The 19,721-nt window shown below is 35.0% G+C and carries 7 protein-coding genes; 1 reads left to right on the top strand and 6 read right to left on the bottom strand.

Annotated elements, in window-relative coordinates; all coding sequences use genetic code 11:
- The first annotated feature begins 74 nt into the window (after positions 1-74).
- Positions 75-2,606, top strand: coding sequence for a hypothetical protein (locus EZ428_RS08050; RefSeq protein WP_131552643.1), 2,532 nt, complete (start codon positions 75-77; stop codon positions 2,604-2,606).
- Between the two features lie 63 nt (positions 2,607-2,669).
- On the opposite strand, the gene EZ428_RS08055 is transcribed toward EZ428_RS08050, so the two are convergent.
- The 6 genes from EZ428_RS08055 to EZ428_RS08080 all read right to left on the bottom strand — a co-directional run bounded on the left by EZ428_RS08055 (position 2,670) and on the right by EZ428_RS08080 (position 19,719).
- A complete protein-coding gene (locus EZ428_RS08055; protein ID WP_131552644.1) occupies positions 2,670-3,062 on the bottom strand; it encodes a response regulator in 393 nt (130 codons plus the stop codon).
- Positions 3,063-3,097: 35 nt separating this feature from the next.
- Positions 3,098-5,020 carry an OmpA family protein gene (locus EZ428_RS08060; protein ID WP_225871022.1) on the bottom strand — a complete coding sequence of 641 codons (1,923 nt, stop codon included), beginning with the start codon at positions 5,018-5,020 and terminating at the stop codon, positions 3,098-3,100.
- Positions 5,021-5,139: 119 nt separating this feature from the next.
- Positions 5,140-14,139 carry a DUF7507 domain-containing protein gene (locus EZ428_RS08065; RefSeq protein WP_131552645.1) on the bottom strand — a complete coding sequence of 3,000 codons (9,000 nt, stop codon included), beginning with the start codon at positions 14,137-14,139 and terminating at the stop codon, positions 5,140-5,142.
- Between the two features lie 401 nt (positions 14,140-14,540).
- Positions 14,541-15,683, bottom strand: coding sequence for a galactokinase (galK, locus tag EZ428_RS08070; RefSeq protein ID WP_131552646.1), 1,143 nt, complete (start codon positions 15,681-15,683; stop codon positions 14,541-14,543).
- A gap of 33 nt (positions 15,684-15,716) precedes the next feature.
- Entirely contained in the window at positions 15,717-16,538 is an 822-nt protein-coding gene (locus tag EZ428_RS08075) for a glycoside hydrolase family 16 protein (RefSeq protein ID WP_205945645.1), read from the bottom strand.
- 34 nt (positions 16,539-16,572) lie between these two features.
- Positions 16,573-19,719: a glycoside hydrolase family 2 TIM barrel-domain containing protein gene (locus EZ428_RS08080; protein WP_131552648.1), complete on the bottom strand. Its 3,147-nt coding sequence runs from the start codon at positions 19,717-19,719 to the stop codon at positions 16,573-16,575.
- Between the last annotated feature and the right edge of the window lie 2 nt (positions 19,720-19,721).

Here is a 19,721-nt window from a genome sequence, read left to right on the forward strand (position 1 = left end):
TTAAGGGCTATACGCCCTATTTTCTTTTGAGTTAAACCTTATCTTCGTAAGATTAGGTAACTACTTACAGAAAAATGACGCACTTAATATTAAATGAACTCCGGCATTTAATTTTACAAAAACTCAAAATTCAAATTATCAGTCCATCTGACTGTAGTTATATTGCATTGGAGATTAACAAATCTTTACACAAAAACATTAGTGTAACCACCGTAAAAAGATTATTTGGATTTGCGGTTACCCAACACCAATTTTCTACCTATACAATAAATACACTTTTAGCATTTGTGGAAAGTGAACAAGATAATCCTATTTCTAAAACAGCGCTCAAAACTACAACCTTAACTAAAGTTGAAGAATGGGATTACCTTGTTATTAAATCAAAATCGTATTCAGAAGCTACGAAAAAAAGGATTGTCGACAATTGTTCTATCCCTTATCAATTTACTATAAATAGAAAATTTGCGACTCATGACTTTGATTACTTTTACCATTCTAATTTTAGTTTCACTCCTTTCATCTCTCAAGGTGGTTATGGTAAAAGTATCCTGTTGTCTCACTTGGTAGAAAACTTATTTTTAAAGCCTGAAGCCAAGTTCAACAAGGATGTTATCTTATTTTTACATGCAGATAAAATATTTGATCTAGAACAAGAAAAACAAGATCTAACAAAAGACATTGCTGTTTTATTAGGTTTGCCTCCTAGAACAAACCTTATAAAATATTTCACCGAACAACATAGCCAAACGGGACGTAAACTAGTATTGATATTTGATGGTGTAACTGATATATTAAACAAGCATGGTTTAAAACCAAAACTATTTGATACTCTTGTTCAATTAATATGTGATGTTGAAGATAGTCCTGCTATAAAATTGGTAATCAGTGTCAGATCATATACTTGGAGGCGTTTTTTTGAAAGCATTCGCCATTCTAGTTTTATTATTAGCAAGTGGTTTACTGGCAGTTATTTCAAAAGAAAAGATCATTCAAACATCCCTCCTTTTACCATAGGAGAAATTGAACAAATTTTAGATAAAATGGATGCTAACTCGGCTTCTTTCAATACGGAATATACTCAAAAATTAAGACATCCATTTCAATTCTATTTCTATCATCAATTAAAACTTGAGTATCCAGAAAATGAATATAGCAGTAGCTTGATATTCCATGAGGTTACGCTGAGGTATCTGTTGTTGAGAATATATCAATCTAATCATTCTATAGAAAAAACAACGATCTGTAAAAAGATAATTCACCTAACTGATTATGGCAGAAAAGGAAATAAAATCTCTAAAAAACTTTTGCTAGAAGAGCTAATTGTTTTTAGAGATGCTTATATGGAATTATTGCATGATGGAATTCTAATAGAACAAGTAAATGATACTGACGAAATACCAACTGAGTATATACATTTTATTCATAATGATGTTTTTGAGTATTTTTTATTCAAAGAAATATTGGAGCTCCATAAACATGAAATGAATGAAGCTTATTTTAATTTCATTCTAAACGAGTACAAAGATCAAGACAAGCAAAACATCCTACTACAATGGTATGTTTTTGAAGGAATTAAAAACAATAAATTTGAAATTATAAAAACTATTTTCTGGTTAAAACTAGATAGTAATCAGCACAATCAGTTAATAACTTTTTTAGCTGAAAACATTAAACATCAAATTAGTATTGATCCAAGCGTAAAAGATAAATTAAGATGTCCAGAATTACATAATGAGATGGCAAATGCATTGCCTTATCTTGATTTTGCAGACCAATCTTACCAAAAGATACTTAACACTTTTAGCGAAATTGCCGATACTGAAAAGACATTTGTTTTTTATCAATCTGCATTGATATTTTCAGACTGTCTTAATTTAAATCTGGAGAAACTACGGGAAAGAAAAACCCAATTATCAAAACATAAATCAATTACCAGTAAAATACTTGTTGATCCAAGTGAAATTGTTGAAATAATGATCGATAAATTTAACGGAAGAGAAGAAATACAATATCCATTATTTGCTAGAGTTAACGATATTGTGCTTGACCTTAAATTTAATGAAAATCCGAACAATTTAATGTCTGGTCTATTATTGATAATGGTATACTGGTTTAAAGGTGATTCCCAAACAGCAATCGAAATCATAAACAATATGATTAAGGGGACAAAGGAGTTATTTCAGAAATCAAAAATCTACAATGCTTATCTTTTACATATCTTAGCACTAGAAACCTCAAGGAGTTCAATTTCTAATAAAAAACCAGATCAACTAGAAAAAATCCTAATTTATTATCACCAAAGAAATCAAATTAACAGTTTTAATGTTAAAATTTTATTCAATACTGTTTTAGCAATGCAAAGCTTAAGAAGGAATGAATATGATACTGCGATAAATTATGCAAAAAACAGCTTAACACAAGTAAATGATGACTTCTTAATTGCTAAAGTTTTTATAAACTATATATTGATAAAAGCCTACTCAATTATTGGTGATCAAGATAAAATAAATGAATGTAAATATTCAATCCTGTGTTTATTAGAGGCTAAAGAAATAAATCCTCATTTATTTGATGAGACATTGGTACAAACTTTAAACAAATACTAACTAAAAAAATAAGGCTATCAGTAATAAACCAATAGCCTTTAGTAGAGTATTTATCAAAGAGCATTAAATTACTGGAACCAATTCATTATGGTTTAAAGGTTTTAAAATTAGCTTTGTAACGTGAGGATATGTTTTCATCAGTTCGATATCTTCAGGAATATCAGACCCAGTAATTACTACAATCCTACAGGAGTCTTTTAACGTCTGTGCAAACATTTTAAATCTATCCAAAAACTCAAATCCATTCATTTGAGGCATATCTATATCTAATAAAATAAGTGATGGAATTGCTGATAGATTATCTTTATTTGAATCTAAAAAATCAAGCGCTTCCGTTGCACTTTCCATCACAAGAATATCTCCTTTTGCATACGTTTTTTTTAACACATGTGCAGTAATCATTTGATCGATAAGATTATCATCAATTATCATTACCGTTTGCCTTTGCTTCATCATCTCACTATTTTATATTAAAGCCTTTTAACTCTCGGTTATTGTTTTATAACTGTTATCTCAGTTCTTCTATTTAATTGATGCTGGTCTTCTGTACAATCCTTACCATTACTACAATCATTAAGCAACCTGGTTTCCCCATAGCCTTTAGCCTTTATTCTATACTTATCGATACCTTTATTAATGATGTAATTTACAGCAGCATCTGCCCTAGCCTGAGATAATTTCAGGTTATAACTATCACTTGCCCTACTATCTGTATGTGATCCGAGTTCTATCCAAATTGTTGGATTTTCTTTTAATATCCTTGCTACCTTATCTAACTCAATTGCAGCATCTGCCCTAATATTACTTTTATCTAAATCATAGTAAATATTTTCTAGCCTCACTTCTTTAAATAAGTTAATTATATCTAAATAAACATTCTTTTTAAGAACTGTAGATTCTTTAAGACCAACGCTAGTTACCTGACTTGTTTCTGCATTGTGGAATCCTGTTTTAACACCATTTAAGTTGTAAACTGTATTCTCTTCTAAATCAAACTTATAATTACCATTTTTATCTGTTTGAACACTTAAGGCAGTACCATCCTCCTTACTTAGGCTCACGATTACTTCAGACAAAGGCAATCCAGTTTTTATATTAAGAGCAATGCCTTCTAGTTTAAAGTTTAGGTTTGGATTAAGTACAAAATTGTAAATATCATCACTCCCCCTTCCCCCTAGCCTATCTGATGAAATAAAGCCTTCTTTTTTGTTTCTTAGCATAAAGGCAAAATCGTCTTGTGGAGAATTTAATGGATATCCCATATTTTTTGGAGGATCAAAGTTGTTGCCATTTTTTGGAGCCTTAAATACATCTAAACCTCCCATACCAACTCTTCCATCTGTAGAGAAATAAAAGTTATTATCTTCATCAAAAAATGGATTTCTTTCTGCACCTTCTGTATTTATGTCTTCCATTGACATTGCCTGTCCCCATTCTCCAACCTGATTTTTATGACAAACGTAAATGTCTGTTTTGCCTCTACCACCGGGCATATCAGAAACAAAATATAAAGAATTGCCATCCCTACTAATATAAGGATCACCTACAGAATAAAGATTTAAATTATTATATTTAAAAGGTGACACTGGCCCCCAACTTCCATCATCTTTCTTCCTGCTTGAATAGATTTCTACCTTTACTGTTTTTGGAATTCCCTTTTCACGTTCTATCAAATTTGGGATACGTGTTAAGGTAAAATACATCTCTTTTCCATCTTTGGCAAAACTTGCAGCGCCAATATGATATTCTGAACCTGCATTAAAAGGAAAAAGAGTAGCAGTATCGGCATCCTTTTTAAGATATAACCTTAGGTAATTATTTCCAGTCCAAGCATATGTTTTTTTACTTGGGGCTTTGTTAGAATCATCAAATTTTAAAAATGGCTTCCCCTTTTTTACCTCATCCTCTACTTTTATATTTATTCTATCAGATGTAAAAACTATCGAATTTTGATAAATTACACTTCCCCAATCTTCAGCGATACTATTAACTCCTTTTTCATTATTTAAAACTATTGGTTTCGGCTTTTTCATCCAGATTAATGCTGAATCACATGAAAGCAACAACAAATTCTTTTGATTAACTCCTACTGATTTTTTCAGCTCTGCATATTTTTCGTATTGAATTTTAGCTTCACTGTATTTAGAGTTATTACGCAGAGCTTCACCATAATAAAAAAATGCATCAGGTTTTGCCCCCTTAGTTTTGGTTAATATGGCATACCAACTCTCTGCTTGTGGGTAATCTTTCGTTAATCTATAGCAATCTGCCAAGCGCTCTATTGTGTGTAAACTTGCTTTCCTTTGGTAAGCCTCTGTATACAGCTTAATAGCTGTGCTATAATTAAAAAGTTTATATTCTTCATCTGCTTTTAGCAGAACATACTGTGCATTTACTTTTACACTAGTTGCCATAAAGAGTAAAAACAAAAACAATATTTTGATTTTTTTTAACTCAGGATTCTTCATTAAATACGTCGCTAATCTAATTTGCATCTATTAAAAATCTGTTTATAAGCATTTCTATTGACCAATTAATTATTTCTTAATAGAGTAATATAACCTTTTGATACCGTCCAGTTACCTTTTGTATCCTTAACCTTTAGTAAGTAATAATATGTACCTTCTTTTAAGCCATTTCCACTCCAATCATTTTTATAGCCACCATTGCTATGGTAAACCTCATTGCCCCAACGGTTAAATATGGTCAAGAAATTATCTGGATAAAGTTCTAGTCCATCAATCACAAAGTTGTCATTCTTACCGTCGCCGTTTGGTGTAATTACATTTGGCTTAGTATTTAAAGTAAAGATCTCTTTTAAGTCAGTGGCTGAATTATTAGCTGAATTTGGATCAAGCTCAGCAGCTGTTACAGATGCAGTATTACTGATAACACCAGATTTGCTTGATTTTACCTGTATAGTTAACATTACAACTCCGCCAGATTCTATTGTTGGAACTGTCCATAATAATGTATTTGAACTTGCACTATAGTTCGCAGTACCTTTTCCCGCTGAGTGAGACACATAACTCAATCCAACTGGTAAAACATCGGTAACAACCACATTATTTGAAGTAAAGAAACCGTTGTTTTTAACTAGAATGGTATAATCATAAGGGGTGTCTATTCCTACTGGCGTTAAGTGATTTGACATTTTTGCAATACTTAAATCATTCTGGATGAGTGCTGGTATTTCTGCCGTAGTCGTTATATCACCTATGGTTGATAAATCAGGGGTATTACTGGCTACTGTTACACTATTTGAAAGTGGTTTACCTGCATAGATTGATTTGGCAGCACTATTAGGAGTTGCAACAGTTATTTCATAACTAACTTCCGCATTACTTGGAAACAATGAGATAGTTTGATCCAGATTTCCAGTACCATAATTATTTGGCAAGGTTAAACCTGTTGCATTGGCAGTCCATTTAGTTATTGTTGTGCCCAACGGGGCGATATCAGTTACCTTAACATTTACCGCAGCACTTGGCCCAATATTTTTAATGCTAATCAAGTAAATAACATCTTCACCTGGAACATAAGAAATCTGTGCAGCGTTTTTTAATCTTTTAACTGTAACCAAATCTGCATTCGGGTTTAATAAAACCACAGTTGGGTCATCTGCAAGTGTTGTATTTGGATCATCAGATAATGGATCTACAATCGAATTATTATTGGCGTCTTTTGCAATTACACTTGCTTGGTTACTGAACCTACCTAAATTAACATCTGCTTGTGTTAATGTATGTTTTGCTACCACTACCGCTATTGCACCAGGTTGTATTGTTGCAACATTGGCAGGTAAAATACTACCAGCATCTGCACCAGTATCTGCAACCACTACATTTGTTAATGTAGTATTACCAGTATTTTTAACAATTAGCGTGTAATTGATTACATCACCGGCCTTGCTGCCTATGTTGTTAGCACTTTTAGTTAATGTGATAGAAGAAACCTGTGCAATCGAAATAATAGTAGGATCATCTGAGGCAGAGGTTGAAGGATCATCAGAAACCTTGGTGAAATTATTTCCTTTTGGATCTTTTGCGCTAACATTTGCCTGATTTACCACTGTACCTGCGTTAATATCTGTTTGTGTAAGAATGTGGGCTGCAGTAATATTTACCAACACTCCCGGAGCCAAAGTTGGGATAAAATATCCAGAGCTATTAGGATTTGGACTTGGGGTTGGAGAATTTGCCAATGTTGCATTAGCATCTTTAACTTCAATATTATTTAACGTTACGTTTCCAGTGTTTTTAAGAACGATGAAGTATGTAATAACATCACCTACTTTTGTACCACTATTGTTTGCAACTTTGGTTAATGCAAGAGCTGGTGAGGCAGGAATTACAGTAATCGTTGGATTGTCGTTATTTTCAGCAGTTCCAGATATGTCGGCAATAATATTGCCCGCTGGCGATTTTGAACTAACGGTTGCAGTGTTGGTTACTGATCCTAAATCTTTATCACTTTGTGATAAGGTATAAACCCGAGTATAAGTTGTACTAGCTCCTATGGCTAATGAACCTGGTAAGACTACATTAATGCCAATTTTAGCATCTGTTAATGTAATGTTATTCAATATAACATTACCAGTATTCTTTATCGTAAAGGTATAAGTAATTGTATTATTTCCTGAATTTACTAAGCCAGATTTTACTAAAGCTATTTTACCTTTTAAAATTGGTATGGTAACCGAGGCTGAATTATTAGCTGGATTTGGATCCATTGCCAATTGGGCAGCATCAACAGTTACACTATTGGTTATGTCATTTTGAGCATAATTTGCATTAACCGTTCCTGTTACAAGTAAGGTAACTGATTGTCCGGCATCTACATCTGAGGCTGTGGTAAAGGTGTTTGCAGTTTGGTTATAAGTACCACCAGTTGCTTGGTAAGTTACATTGCTTAAACCTGAAGGCAGAGATTCTGTTAACACAATTGCTCTCCCAGCTAAAACAGTTGCAGTACCAATATTTCTTACGATAATAGCATAAGTAATATTTTCATTTACCTCTACCCCTGTTTTATCAGCAATTTTAGTAACTGTTAAATCGGTAATCCAATTAGGAATGGTAACAGTAACTGTTGTAGTGGCTATATTTGATGGATCTAATTTATCAGTAATTTTATACTTTAATACGTAAACGCCTGGTAAGGTACGTGGCTGAACAATTACTTTTCCATTAGTTGAGTCTATATTTATTTTTGGATTATCAGTAAACAATTGAGCGATAACAACATTGCCTACATTAGCTTGAGCGCCTCCATTGTAAGTATCATTAGATAAAATGTCCATTTGAATTGTTCCTCCAAAGAAACCTAAAATTGTACCTATATCTGGTGTTGCAACCAAAGCTCCGCTAGTTACGGCAACTGTAATTGTAGCTGTCTTCTTCTGCCCTGGATTTAGTTTATCTTCAATTTCATAAACCAATGTATAAGCTCCTGCTGGTGTGTTCGGTGCAACATTTACTTTACCTGTAGCTGGGTCTATCGTTACATTTGGACTAGTCGATGAAATTTGAGTAATAGTTACATCATTTAATGTAGCTGGGTTACCATTATAAGTATCGTTAGTTAAAATATTTGTAATAGCGGTTCCGCCCGTTACGCCATTTATAGAACCATTATCATTAGTAGCAAATACTGCAGGCGATGTAACTGTAACGGTTACAGTCGCAGTTTTTTTCAAGCCTGGGTTTAATTTATCCTCAATTTGGTAAACCAAGTTATAAGTAGCTGCCTGAGTTCCAGCTGCAACGTTTACTTTACCTGTAGCTGGGTCTATCGTTACATTTGGACTAGTTGATGAAATTTGAGTAATAGTTACATCATTTAGCATTGCTGGATTTCCATTATAAGTATCATTAACCAATACATTGGCAACAGCAGTACCACCTATCAATCCATTAATAATTCCACTGTCATTGGTTGCAATAATAACAGGCGCAATAACAGTAACAGTAACAGAAGCTTGTGTAATTTTAGTTGGATCTAATTTATCAACAATTGCATAAACTAAGGTATAAACACCTCCAGGAGTTCCTGGAGCAATATTTACTTTACCACTCAATACATCAAGCGTTACCTTTGGATTTGTTGTAGAAACTTGAATTAGATTTACATTAGTTAGTGTAGCTGGACTTCCTCCGTTAAAGGTATCATTAATCAATACATTAGTAACTGCAGTACCACCAACAATGCCATTTACAGAGCCCGCATCGTTACTTGCTTGAATAGTTCCTGATGAAACTGTTACTGTAATGATTGCAGTAGCTACCTTACTTGGATCAAGCTTATCAGTTATTGAATAATCTATTGTATAAACTCCTGCTGGTGTATTTGGTGCAACCGTTACTTGTCCTGTAGTCGTATTTAATATCACTTTTCCCGCACCTGTGTTACTACCCGGTACTTCTGCAATGGTAACATTAGTTGTTGTTGGTGTTTGGTTTGTTCCGTTATATTTATCATTTGCCAGAATATTTGAAATGGCAACACCACCATTTACTGTATTTGCAGTGCCACTATCATCATTTGCCTGAATTGCACCTGATGTAACTACAACTACAATATTTGCACTTGATGTTTTAGAAGCATCAAGTTTATCTTTTATAGTGTAGTTTATAGTGTAAGTTCCTGGAGGCGTACTTGGTACCACACTAACAACACCTGTTCCAGCTGCCAATGTTACCTTACCCGCACTGTTATTTGAGTTTTCTGTAATGGTTACACCTGCAATCGTTGCCTGAGTACCACCATTAAATTTATCGTTATCTAATACGTTTAACAAATTAGGATTACCAATAGTAGAATTTACTGTTCCACTATCGCCTACTGCTTCAATTATTCCAGAAGAAACGATTACAACAATATTTGCACTTGCTGTTTTAGTAGGATCTTGTTTATCTGTTATGGTGTAGTTTATCGTGTATGTTCCAGCTGGTGTACCTGGTGCCACATTTACTTTGCCAGTTGTGGAATTTAATGTAACTTTTCCTAGACTGTTATTCGAGTTCTCGGTAATGGTTACATTAGCAGTTGTTGCTGTTAAAGTAGTATTGTAATTGTCATTTGCCAAGCTATTTGCAATAGCTTCGCCACCAGTAACTGAGTTTGCAACGCCATTATCACTAACTGCAAGTAAATTAGATGGACATAGTAATGGATCAGTTGTAATTGTACCACTTACAACTATTGGATCACAAGGTGAAGTATGTCCAATAGTTGTTACATTATAAGTTACACTTGAATTAAATCTACCAGTAATAGTTACGGTCTTGTTAATTGTATTTACTACATAATTTGCAGGAGATATAGTCCCTGTAACAAAAGCACTTGTTGCACTTCCGCCATAGGTATAAACAATATCAGTAATAGCACTACCAGTACAAATTGTTTGGTTTTGCGAACCCCCACTACGAATTAGTGTAGATGGCCTGTTAACTGTAATAGTATAAGTCGAAGAATTTGTACAACCATTGGCATTAGCAGCCGTTTTATAAGTAATAACAGATGTTCCTACAGCAAGACCTGTAACTTCACCAGTTGAAACATTCACCGTAGCTACACTTGGTGTTGCACTACTCCATACGCCACCTGCTGTTGCGTTTGCCAAAATTCTACTCAAACCAATACATAAATCACCTCCTCCAATTATTGGAGTTACAGTTGGTCTAGCATCAATAGTTAATGATTTACTTGTGCATCCAGCAGGTGCTATATAACTAATTAATACTGAACCTGGAGCAATAGCAGTAACCAATCCCGATGAATTAACAGTAGCAATAGCAGTATTTGAGCTTCCCCAAGTTCCACCACCAGTCGCGTTTGCCAATTGCAAAGTAGAACCTTCACAAATAGAAGAGGTGCCAGGGGTTATAGGAGTAGATAAAGTTGACGATTTGATATTAATATCTATTGGCGTTCTAGGTCCATCACCACAAGAGTTAGTTGGCTGAATATAATAGGTTGTATTAACCAGTAAATTAGGTGTGGTAAAAGGGATCATTCCTAAGTTCGTACCACCAGAAGGGGCAGTCCATACAGAGTAAGATGACCCATTACCATAAGGAATATTAGACAAAGTGATTGTTGCACTACTATTTGCACAAATATCAGCTGGAGCAACAAGCATTCCCGTTGTAGATGTTGTAGAAAGAACCAATACATAATTTGCTGTTGAAGTACAACTCCCGTTAGAATATGTATTTGTAACGATATAGTTTCCTGCTTGACTTGCAGCAATGTTTACTACCCCTGTATTAACATCGATACTTAATCCAATAGTAGAAGCAAATGTACTACTTGTAATACCTGTTGTAGTCCCACCAAAGGTTGGACTTGCAGTACCACCAGCTGAGTAGCAATAAGGACCACCATAATTAATGGTACGTAAAGTTGGAGGAAAAACAGTAGCCGTTAGTGTAAACGAGGCCCCTTCACAAGACCCTGACCTTGGTGTAACCGTATATCGAACAGTTCCATTTCCAGTTAATGTTCCTGTAATATTGGGTTCATTACTCCCAGAAGCTCCGCCAGTAACGGTGCCTGATAATACAGTTGGTGCAGACCAAGAATAAACAGTCCCTCCAGGAACTCCAGAAGGCTCAACTAAAAATGAATTTGCAGAGCATACTGAAACAGTTTGACCAGAAACTGCTGCAATTTGACTTACAGATATAGTGGCTATTGCCGAGAAAACCTCTGCACAAGCAGCCGTTTGAGACACTACACGATAAGCCCTAGTCTGGGTTAAACCAACATAACTTTGGGTAGCACCAGTATTGGCAATAGATGTCCAATTAGCACCCGCATCAGTTGAGTATTCCCAACGGATAGTAGTCCCTGCAACTCCATTGGCAGTTAAAGTACCAATATTATTAACAGCACATACAGTAATATAATCAGGAGTCACAATTCCTCCAGAAGACACACTAATAACGATTGAACTGCTAGCTGGTCCTGAACAGCCAGCCGCCGAAGCGGTAATAGTAGCGTTTCCGGTAAATGCTGCCGACCAAGTCATCTGACCTGTTACCAAATTCATAGTTCCCGCAGTTGTTGGGCTTACACTATAAGTAATACCAGTAGTATAATTAGCAGTAGCACTGTAAGAAACAATACCAGGACCTTGACAACGGGTTGCAACATATGGATTAAAAACCGGACTTGTAACAGCTCCATTAACGGTTAGTGAACCAGTAATTTCCACATCTGTTGGTCCTCCTTGAGTAGTAACCTTATAGGCTTGTGCACCCACTGTAATAGACGGAATACCAGTAATGGTATATTTTGCAGGAGCTACAGGTGAATTTGTAGCCGCTGTATATACCCCTGTTAATCCGGCAGGGAGGTTAGCAATAGCACCAGTTGTGGTTCCCCAAAAAGTATAAACTATTGGAGTTATAGCTGTCGAGGGGCTATAACAAATTGTTTGAGCATCTGTACCTGATGCAGAAGTTAATGTTATTGCTGGCACTACAGAAGGAGTAACTGAAGCAACGTCGTTATTAGTAGTTACATCATTTTGTGGCCCTGAAATACTTGCAATATTTTGATAAGATCCAGCAGATTTTGTAATTGCGCTTACCACCAATGTTGCTGTACTTGAACTATTTGCGGCAAGTGAGCCTATTATCCATTTTCCTGTTAAATAATCATAAGATGTTCCAGCACTTGCTGTATGAGATACATAAGTATAACCTGTAGGTAGCAAATCTGTAACTACTACATTAACTGCATTTCCAGGACCTAGATTTTTTGCCGCTAATGTAAAATTTACTGTCGATCCTATTACAGGAGTTGCATTATCAACAGTTTTAGTAACTGCCCTGTCAATATTACAAAGATTGATTATAATAGGTAATGATTGCGCACTATTACCACAATCTAATGCTGTAGTTACCGTATAAACTCCAGAAACTGCTGCAATATAATTTATTGAGGTTGCACCCGGGATCATAACCCCATCCAAATACCATTGATATGGAGCTCTACTATTTGGATCGGCCGAGAGTACAGCAGATGCGCAATCTCCTTGGGCAAAAGTTGGCACCAATGCCTTTTCTGGTAAAGGTGTTAAGAAATTCGACATTGAAAATCCCCCTCCCTGTTGAACCATAGAGACAGTAAGCCTTGATGTACTTTCTAAAGTAATTGAATTTGGGTTTGCAACATTACTATTTGTAAAATCTATTATAAACAAGCCAGACGAGCCCAATTGCCTTCTAACACCTACACCTGGTAAAGTTTCAATATCTTTATTTGTTAACCCGTTATCAGTAGTAATGAAAACTTTTGCCACTGCATCATTTAAAATAATATAGGCAAAATAAGGCAAATCGTTGGCAGGGGAATATTTCCTGAATTTATAAGCCTGAACTTTAGTAGAACCAGTACAGTCAGAAATTGGCACTAAGGTTGCAAGATCAACCTCGCAATTATCTGCTGTACCCGAATAAGCAGCAACCTTTTTAGTAGAAAGAATTCTTGTAGCAGAATAAATCTGACCCTCTGATGTATTTGCCGCATTTGTACCACCTGGAATACCGTTATTAAAAGTGATAAAATCTCCAGCGGCAGCTAAAGTATAAATAACTGTATTGTGTATAGCACCTGCTGATGTGTAATTAACTACAGTAACTACAGTGTTATCTTCTGAAGCAACTATTGTTGTTTGCTCAGAAACATCATTTCCATTTCCCCTAACAACTATATATTGTGTTCCTAAAGACGAAACTGGAGCTACAGGATTACTTGTGCCGTCAAAACAATTACCTCCAGTTGGAGAATCATACGCAGCACTGGCATTCATTACAGCCGGACCAGATGTTTCTACCAGCGAACCAATATGATTTTGAAACAAATAAGATTGACCAGCATTTAAGGTTGTTATTGGAACCCCATTGATTTTTAAGATCGTTCCATTATTTATAGCCATTACACTATAGATAGGTCTTGCTGGACGGTTTCCTCCTGAGGTATAAATGTCTCCATCCCTATAATAACCCACCCTAAATGAAGTACCAACAGCCGCATCGCCAAAACTAAATAGCGATGAATTACCTTTGATATAGTCATCTAAACCTTGACCAAGATCTTGATCTGAAACAATGTTTCTTAGATTTACAGTAATTGGTTGATCTCCAATAACAATTAAACCAGCATCGTTTATTATAGTATTTAATGTATGTCTTTGATTTCCGTTGGCATTAATTAACCCTACAAATCTATAAACCTTTGGATGACCAATTGTTAATGGATCTGAATTTAATGGTGTTATTGCCGGCGTTGTTCCATCGCTGTTTTTAATGGTTACGTTAACAGGTGTAACACTATTTGTTGCAATAATTAGTTCATTACCTTCTGTAAAGTATACCCACGGCGCTGGAGCTATGTAATGATTTTTGTAGGATTGTGCACTTACTAAATTTGAAAAAAATACAAATAAACAAATCAACGCAATGGATTTTGCAGTTATTTTTTTTGTTTGAAGAAGTGCAGCTTTTAGTAAAAAATTATCCATAGAGTGTTAACGAAAGTATTACTACCCGCACACGTATCACAAAATCAAAGCCATGGAATTATTTTCTTTTAATTTTTATAGGACCAATTAGCATATTCGCTAGTAATTAATGTTTAAACAACTAAAAACACCTAATTTTAATAGCGTGTTAAAATGTGAAAAAATTTACACGATAATTTAACCTTCAAACACCACTTATTTTTAGTTGATTATTTTCCCCAATTTGAGATAAGTAATTACCCAATATGGGGAAATAATTACCCGTAAATACATACTAACAAAATATCAAACCCCTACAGTTATCAATTGTTTAATCCGATTTTTTTTATTGTAGAAATAAATACCCAATACAAAAATCCTTAATCAACGATAAGGACTTTTGTAGATTCTTAAGTTTTCAATCATAAAATCAATGCTGTACCATTCTCTATCTCAACAACATAAGCATCTAGCTTTTTAGAGAATTCGTCTTCAAAAACTTGTGTTAATTCCTCAATAAAATCATCTATGCGCTCTTCTTTTACTATATTCAGTATGCAACCATCAAACCCTTCTCCCATCATTCTAGCTCCCAAGACATAGGGTATTTTTTTTACCGTATTAACCAAAAAATCCAACTCATTGCAGCTTACCTGATAAAGCTCACTTAGTCCATCGTGTGTTTGGAACATTACCTGACCAAACCCTTTTAAATTAGCATTTTTTAAATGTTCAGCAGCCAATAATACCCTTTGATTTTCTTCGACAATGAACTTGCATTTTTTGTAGATTTCAACGTCTTTACCTTTAACATATTTATCTAACATCTTTAAACTAGTATCTTGTAAACTTACTACCTGGGTAACATTACTCTTAATCCATAATAATCCTTGCTCACATTGTTCCTTAGCTCTATCAAGCCTAATAGTTGACGTTGAGTCCTCCAAATTTGCATTTAATAAAACAAGCTGATAGCCGTCTAACTTTAATGGGATATGTTCATGGCACAAATTTTTACAATCCAAGAGGATGGCATTTCCCTTTTTCCCAAAAACAGATGTAAATTGATCAATAATACTCCCGTTACCGCCTTTAAAACCCTTTTCTGCCATCTGGGCAATTTTTGCTACATCTAGTTTTGGGACAGATAAAGAAAAGAGCTCAATCAAGGCATAGGCAGTTGCGCATTCTACTGCCGCAGATGAAGAAAGTTCGTCATCAAATGGTACATCACCATCAATATAAAGGTTAAATCCACCAATGTGATAACCCCATTTCTGTAATTGGTCCGCTATGCCTAAGATGTAATTTATCCAATCTTTTTCTGTCTTATTTAAATCAGAAAGCTTACCTTGAAAAGCTTCACTATAACTTTCTGAGTATAGGTGAATGTCATCATCACTCCTTCTCGAAACAGCTACATAAGTCACTATATCAATGGCCGCAGGTAACACATAACCATCAGTATATTCTCCTATTAAATTAATCTTTCCAGGAGAGCGGACAATGATAGGAACACGGTTGAAATGCTTTTTAAAAGCTGATTTTATAGATTCGATAATCATCTCAGTTTTCTTTTAATTCTTTGATCATTAATTTTAGTTTTCCTTTTGGTAAACCCTTACATAATCAACTTCCATCCTATTTGGAAACTTTGTCCCATTTAAATCTCCTCCATTTAATCCGCCCAGGGCAAGATCTAATAAAATATAATGCTTTTGTTTAAATGGGTTTAATCCTTCTTTATTGTCATTTTGCAATTGAGTTAAGGTCACCTTAACATATAATACATCATCAACAAATAAGCTAATATTTTCACTATCCCAATCCATTCTCCATACGTGAAATTTTTCTGCCCAAGCATTCCCACCTAACTCTTTAACAGCCTTAGTTTCACTAAACCATTTCGGTTTTCCATCCTTACCCAAACTTGCAATGTTCGATAAAATTTTACCCTTGTAATATTCCATGATATCAATTTCACCATTTGCAGGCCACCTACCAGCTACGCCTAAAGTCCAAAAGGCTGGCCATAAACCATTGTTAACATCTATTTTACCACGCATTTCAAAACGTCCATATTGCCAACTTTGCAATCCTTTAGTAATTACACAAGCACTGGTATATTCAATATTTTTCCGGTTTCTTCGCCAATCCTTGCTTCCTTGCGTATAAAGCGGATTTGGTTTTTGTTCTTTTTTTGCTTCAATCACAAGTAGCCCATTTTTGCAAAACGCATTTTCAGGCTGATACCACTGCAGTTCTTCATTGCGTACAAAACCTTTCTCGTAAGTCCAGTTTTTAGAATTTGGCATACCATCTTGTTCAAATTCATCCGCCCATACCAATTGATATCCTTCATTGCTATAATCTGCAATTTTTGGCTCCACGTTAGCTTTTCTCACTGTACAAGAAAGCATACAGATTAAGCTCAATGATAAAGCTAGATGAATCTTATTTTGCCTGCGCATTATCTTTACTTATCAATCTTATGGTATAACTATAGCTATATTTTTTTTCCATTAACCTATAAGGAGGATGTGGTAATGCACCCCAACTGTCATCACCACCAACACCGCGTTGTTTAAGATCTATATTTAGAAAGACGTTTCTTTTTACGGGAAGATCAGTTGGATGTTGTTGTTTTTTGGTTAAGCCTGGATCTAAATCTTCAGTAGAATGATTGATTGCCGTGAACGAAAGTGGTTGCAAACCTTCAATTAAAATCCCTTTTCCCTGTTCATCAGTTAGACTTAACCACCTCACATCAGTTTTATTACCACTTTCTTGTGGTCTGATATATCCTTTATAAAATTGATTTTCTACTTTATCGCTATATAAGCCTACTAAAGAAGAGGAGTTTCTATCGCTATAATTTTCATGTGGACCGCGACCATAATAACTCAAATTGCCATATCGCTGTGATAATTCCGTCCTCATCCCAAATCTTGGTAGCTCTGGCAAATCTCTACCAGTCATATCCATAGACGCGGTAACTTTTACAGCTCCATCGTTTGTAATTAAGTAAGCTATGGTATAGGGAACTTTAATATTGCTTAACTCATAGCTAACGTGAATTAATAGACCGCTATCTGTTTGTTTTGCAACTTCAACATTCAATAGCTTTTTATTGTCGTGTGCCGAGCGCCAAATACCCAATCTAGATGGCATATTATTACCAAAATCATTATCGGTTGGTGCCCTCCAAAAATAAGGTTCTGGGAAACTATTTAGAGAACCTCCATTGTCTTTGCTGTATCTGGTAAATCTTCCAGTTTTTGTATCAAACTCGCCGTGTACATCACCAGCATCAAAACTTAATTTGTTCTCTTTTGTGCTTGTTTTTAATACTGTTTCTGTTTTTTTACTTTTAGTAAAAAAGTCTCCTGCGTATTTAAATTGCTCCTTCGCAACTTCAAATCCAGTTGGCAGCATGGCTGATGCGATTTTACGATAAGCATACACATTCAAATAAAACTCTGTTCCTTCCATTGTTTTTATCATTGGAAGTGTAAGTTTTACTTCCTTCTTTAGATGCGGACTTAAAGCAACACCAAATGTTCCTTCTTTAAATACTTTGCCGTTGCTGACCAATTCCCATTTAAAGTTATATTCATTAAGATTTGTAAAGTCGTGCAAATTTTCAATAGTTAAACTCCCTTTCGAAATATCATTCGAAGTAAATTGGATATATTGATAAACCTTTTTAATCTCATATGCTGCAGGATCTGGCGTTCTATCAGAACTGATCATTCCATCAGCAACCCCATTTTCATCATTTTGCCAATAAAAACCACCTAAATCACCTCCATAAGCCCAAAAAGTTTTACCATTAGCATCTTTAGTCTTTATGCCTTGGTCAACCCAATCCCATATAAAGCCACCCTGCATGTGTTTGCTATTCCTAATAATGTCAAAATATTCTTGGAAATTTCCATTGCTATTTCCCATTGCATGAGAATATTCGCACATAATATAAGGTCTGTTTTTTGAAGTGTCAGCAGCATATCTTTTCATGCTGCCAATGCTTGGATACATTGGACAAACGATGTCTGTATTCCAATCTTCACCAGCCTGTTCAAACTGAACCGGACGAGTATTGTCTCTTTGTTTAATCCACTTATAGTTATCGTGAAACACTGGCCCATTACCAGATTCATTCCCTAAAGACCAAATGATAATTGAAGCATGGTTTTTATCTCGCTCTACCATTCTAACCGTTCTATCTGTATGTGCTGCTGCCCATTCTGGCAAATAAGCGGGGTGTTTTGTTTTATCAAACCAACCCTGCAATTCAGCACCCATTGCATGCGTTTCAATGTTGGCTTCATCTACTAAATAAAGTCCATATTCATCACATAGTTTATACCAAAGAGGATCATTGGGATAATGCGAAAGTCTAACTGCATTAATGTTAAACTCTTTCATTAAACGAATATCTTTTAACATCAATTCTTTAGAAGTGGTATGCCCAGTTACATCATCATGTTCATGCCTATTTACACCATGCACATAAGTTGCCACCCCATTAATTAGCAATTGTGCATTTTTAATCTCCACTTTTCTGAAACCCATTTTTGCTCCAGTAATCGCTAATTGTTTGCCCTTATTATCTTTTAAGGTGATCATACAACTGTATAAATTAGGTTGTTCTGCATTCCATTTTAATGGATTTTTAATCGTACCTGATAAATTAACAGTCTGGATAGTATCAGCTGCCGCACTAAAAACTTGAGTTTTTTGAAATACAGATTTCCCGCTTTTATCTAATAAAGAAACTACGATTGAGCCACCCGCGAGTTCGGTTTTTGCAAATTTCCTCACATCAATTGCGGCCGTAAACAAACCATTAGTATAAGTTTTATCTAGATCTCCTTTTAAAAAGAAATCCCAAACTGTTTGTTTTGGCATAGAAAAAAGATACACATTACGTTCTATCCCACTTAAACGCCAAAAATCTTGGTCTTCTAAATAACTTCCATCGTGCCAACGAAAAACCTGAACAGCTAATTGGTTAACTCCTTTTTTAAGAAATGGAGTAATGTTAAATTCTGCTGGTGTTTTTGAAGCCTTTGTAATGCCAACTTTTTTACCATTTACATAAATAAAAGCACAACCAGAAATAGAACCAAAATGGATTAAGGTTTCTCTCTCTTCCCAGTTCTCTGGGATGGAAAAAGTCTTGCGATAGGTACCCACTGGATTATTTTCACCAATAAAAGGTGGGTTTTTAGGGTGTGGGTAAGTTATATTGGTATAAATTGGCACACCAAAACCATTCAATTCCCAATTTGAGGGCACATTAATATTCGCCCAACCACCGTCATTTAAATCAGTTTTATAAAAATCTTTAACTCGGTCTGCATATTTATCTACATAATTAAATTTCCATTGTCCATTTAAAGATTGATAATAGGCCGATTTAGTATAATCATCTTCAATTACCTCCTTTTCTGAATCGAAAAGCATAAAGGTAACGTGAGCTTTTTCTTTACCTTGATCTACCAGCTTTGGATTTTCCCAATCGTTGTTTTGGGCCATTAAAGGCACAGCAAACATTAACGCAATTAATGTTAGGGGAATTAGTCTTTTAAAGTTCATTT

The sequence above is a fragment of the Pedobacter frigiditerrae genome (assembly GCF_004331645.1).
GTDB lineage: Bacteria > Bacteroidota > Bacteroidia > Sphingobacteriales > Sphingobacteriaceae > Pedobacter > Pedobacter frigiditerrae.

Bases quoted from the DNA above. Each gene is read 5' to 3' on its own strand.
- EZ428_RS08075 (WP_205945645.1), bottom strand. From the start codon at position 16,538: ATGCTTTCTTGTACAGTGAGAAAAGCTAACGTGGAGCCAAAAATTGCA.
- EZ428_RS08060 (WP_225871022.1), bottom strand. From the start codon at position 5,020: ATGGCAACTAGTGTAAAAGTAAATGCACAGTATGTTCTGCTAAAAGCA.
- EZ428_RS08080 (WP_131552648.1), bottom strand. From the start codon at position 19,719: ATGAACTTTAAAAGACTAATTCCCCTAACATTAATTGCGTTAATGTTT.
- EZ428_RS08055 (WP_131552644.1), bottom strand. From the start codon at position 3,062: ATGATGAAGCAAAGGCAAACGGTAATGATAATTGATGATAATCTTATC.
- galK (WP_131552646.1), bottom strand. From the start codon at position 15,683: ATGATTATCGAATCTATAAAATCAGCTTTTAAAAAGCATTTCAACCGT.
- EZ428_RS08065 (WP_131552645.1), bottom strand. From the start codon at position 14,139: ATGGATAATTTTTTACTAAAAGCTGCACTTCTTCAAACAAAAAAAATA.
- EZ428_RS08050 (WP_131552643.1), top strand. From the start codon at position 75: ATGACGCACTTAATATTAAATGAACTCCGGCATTTAATTTTACAAAAA.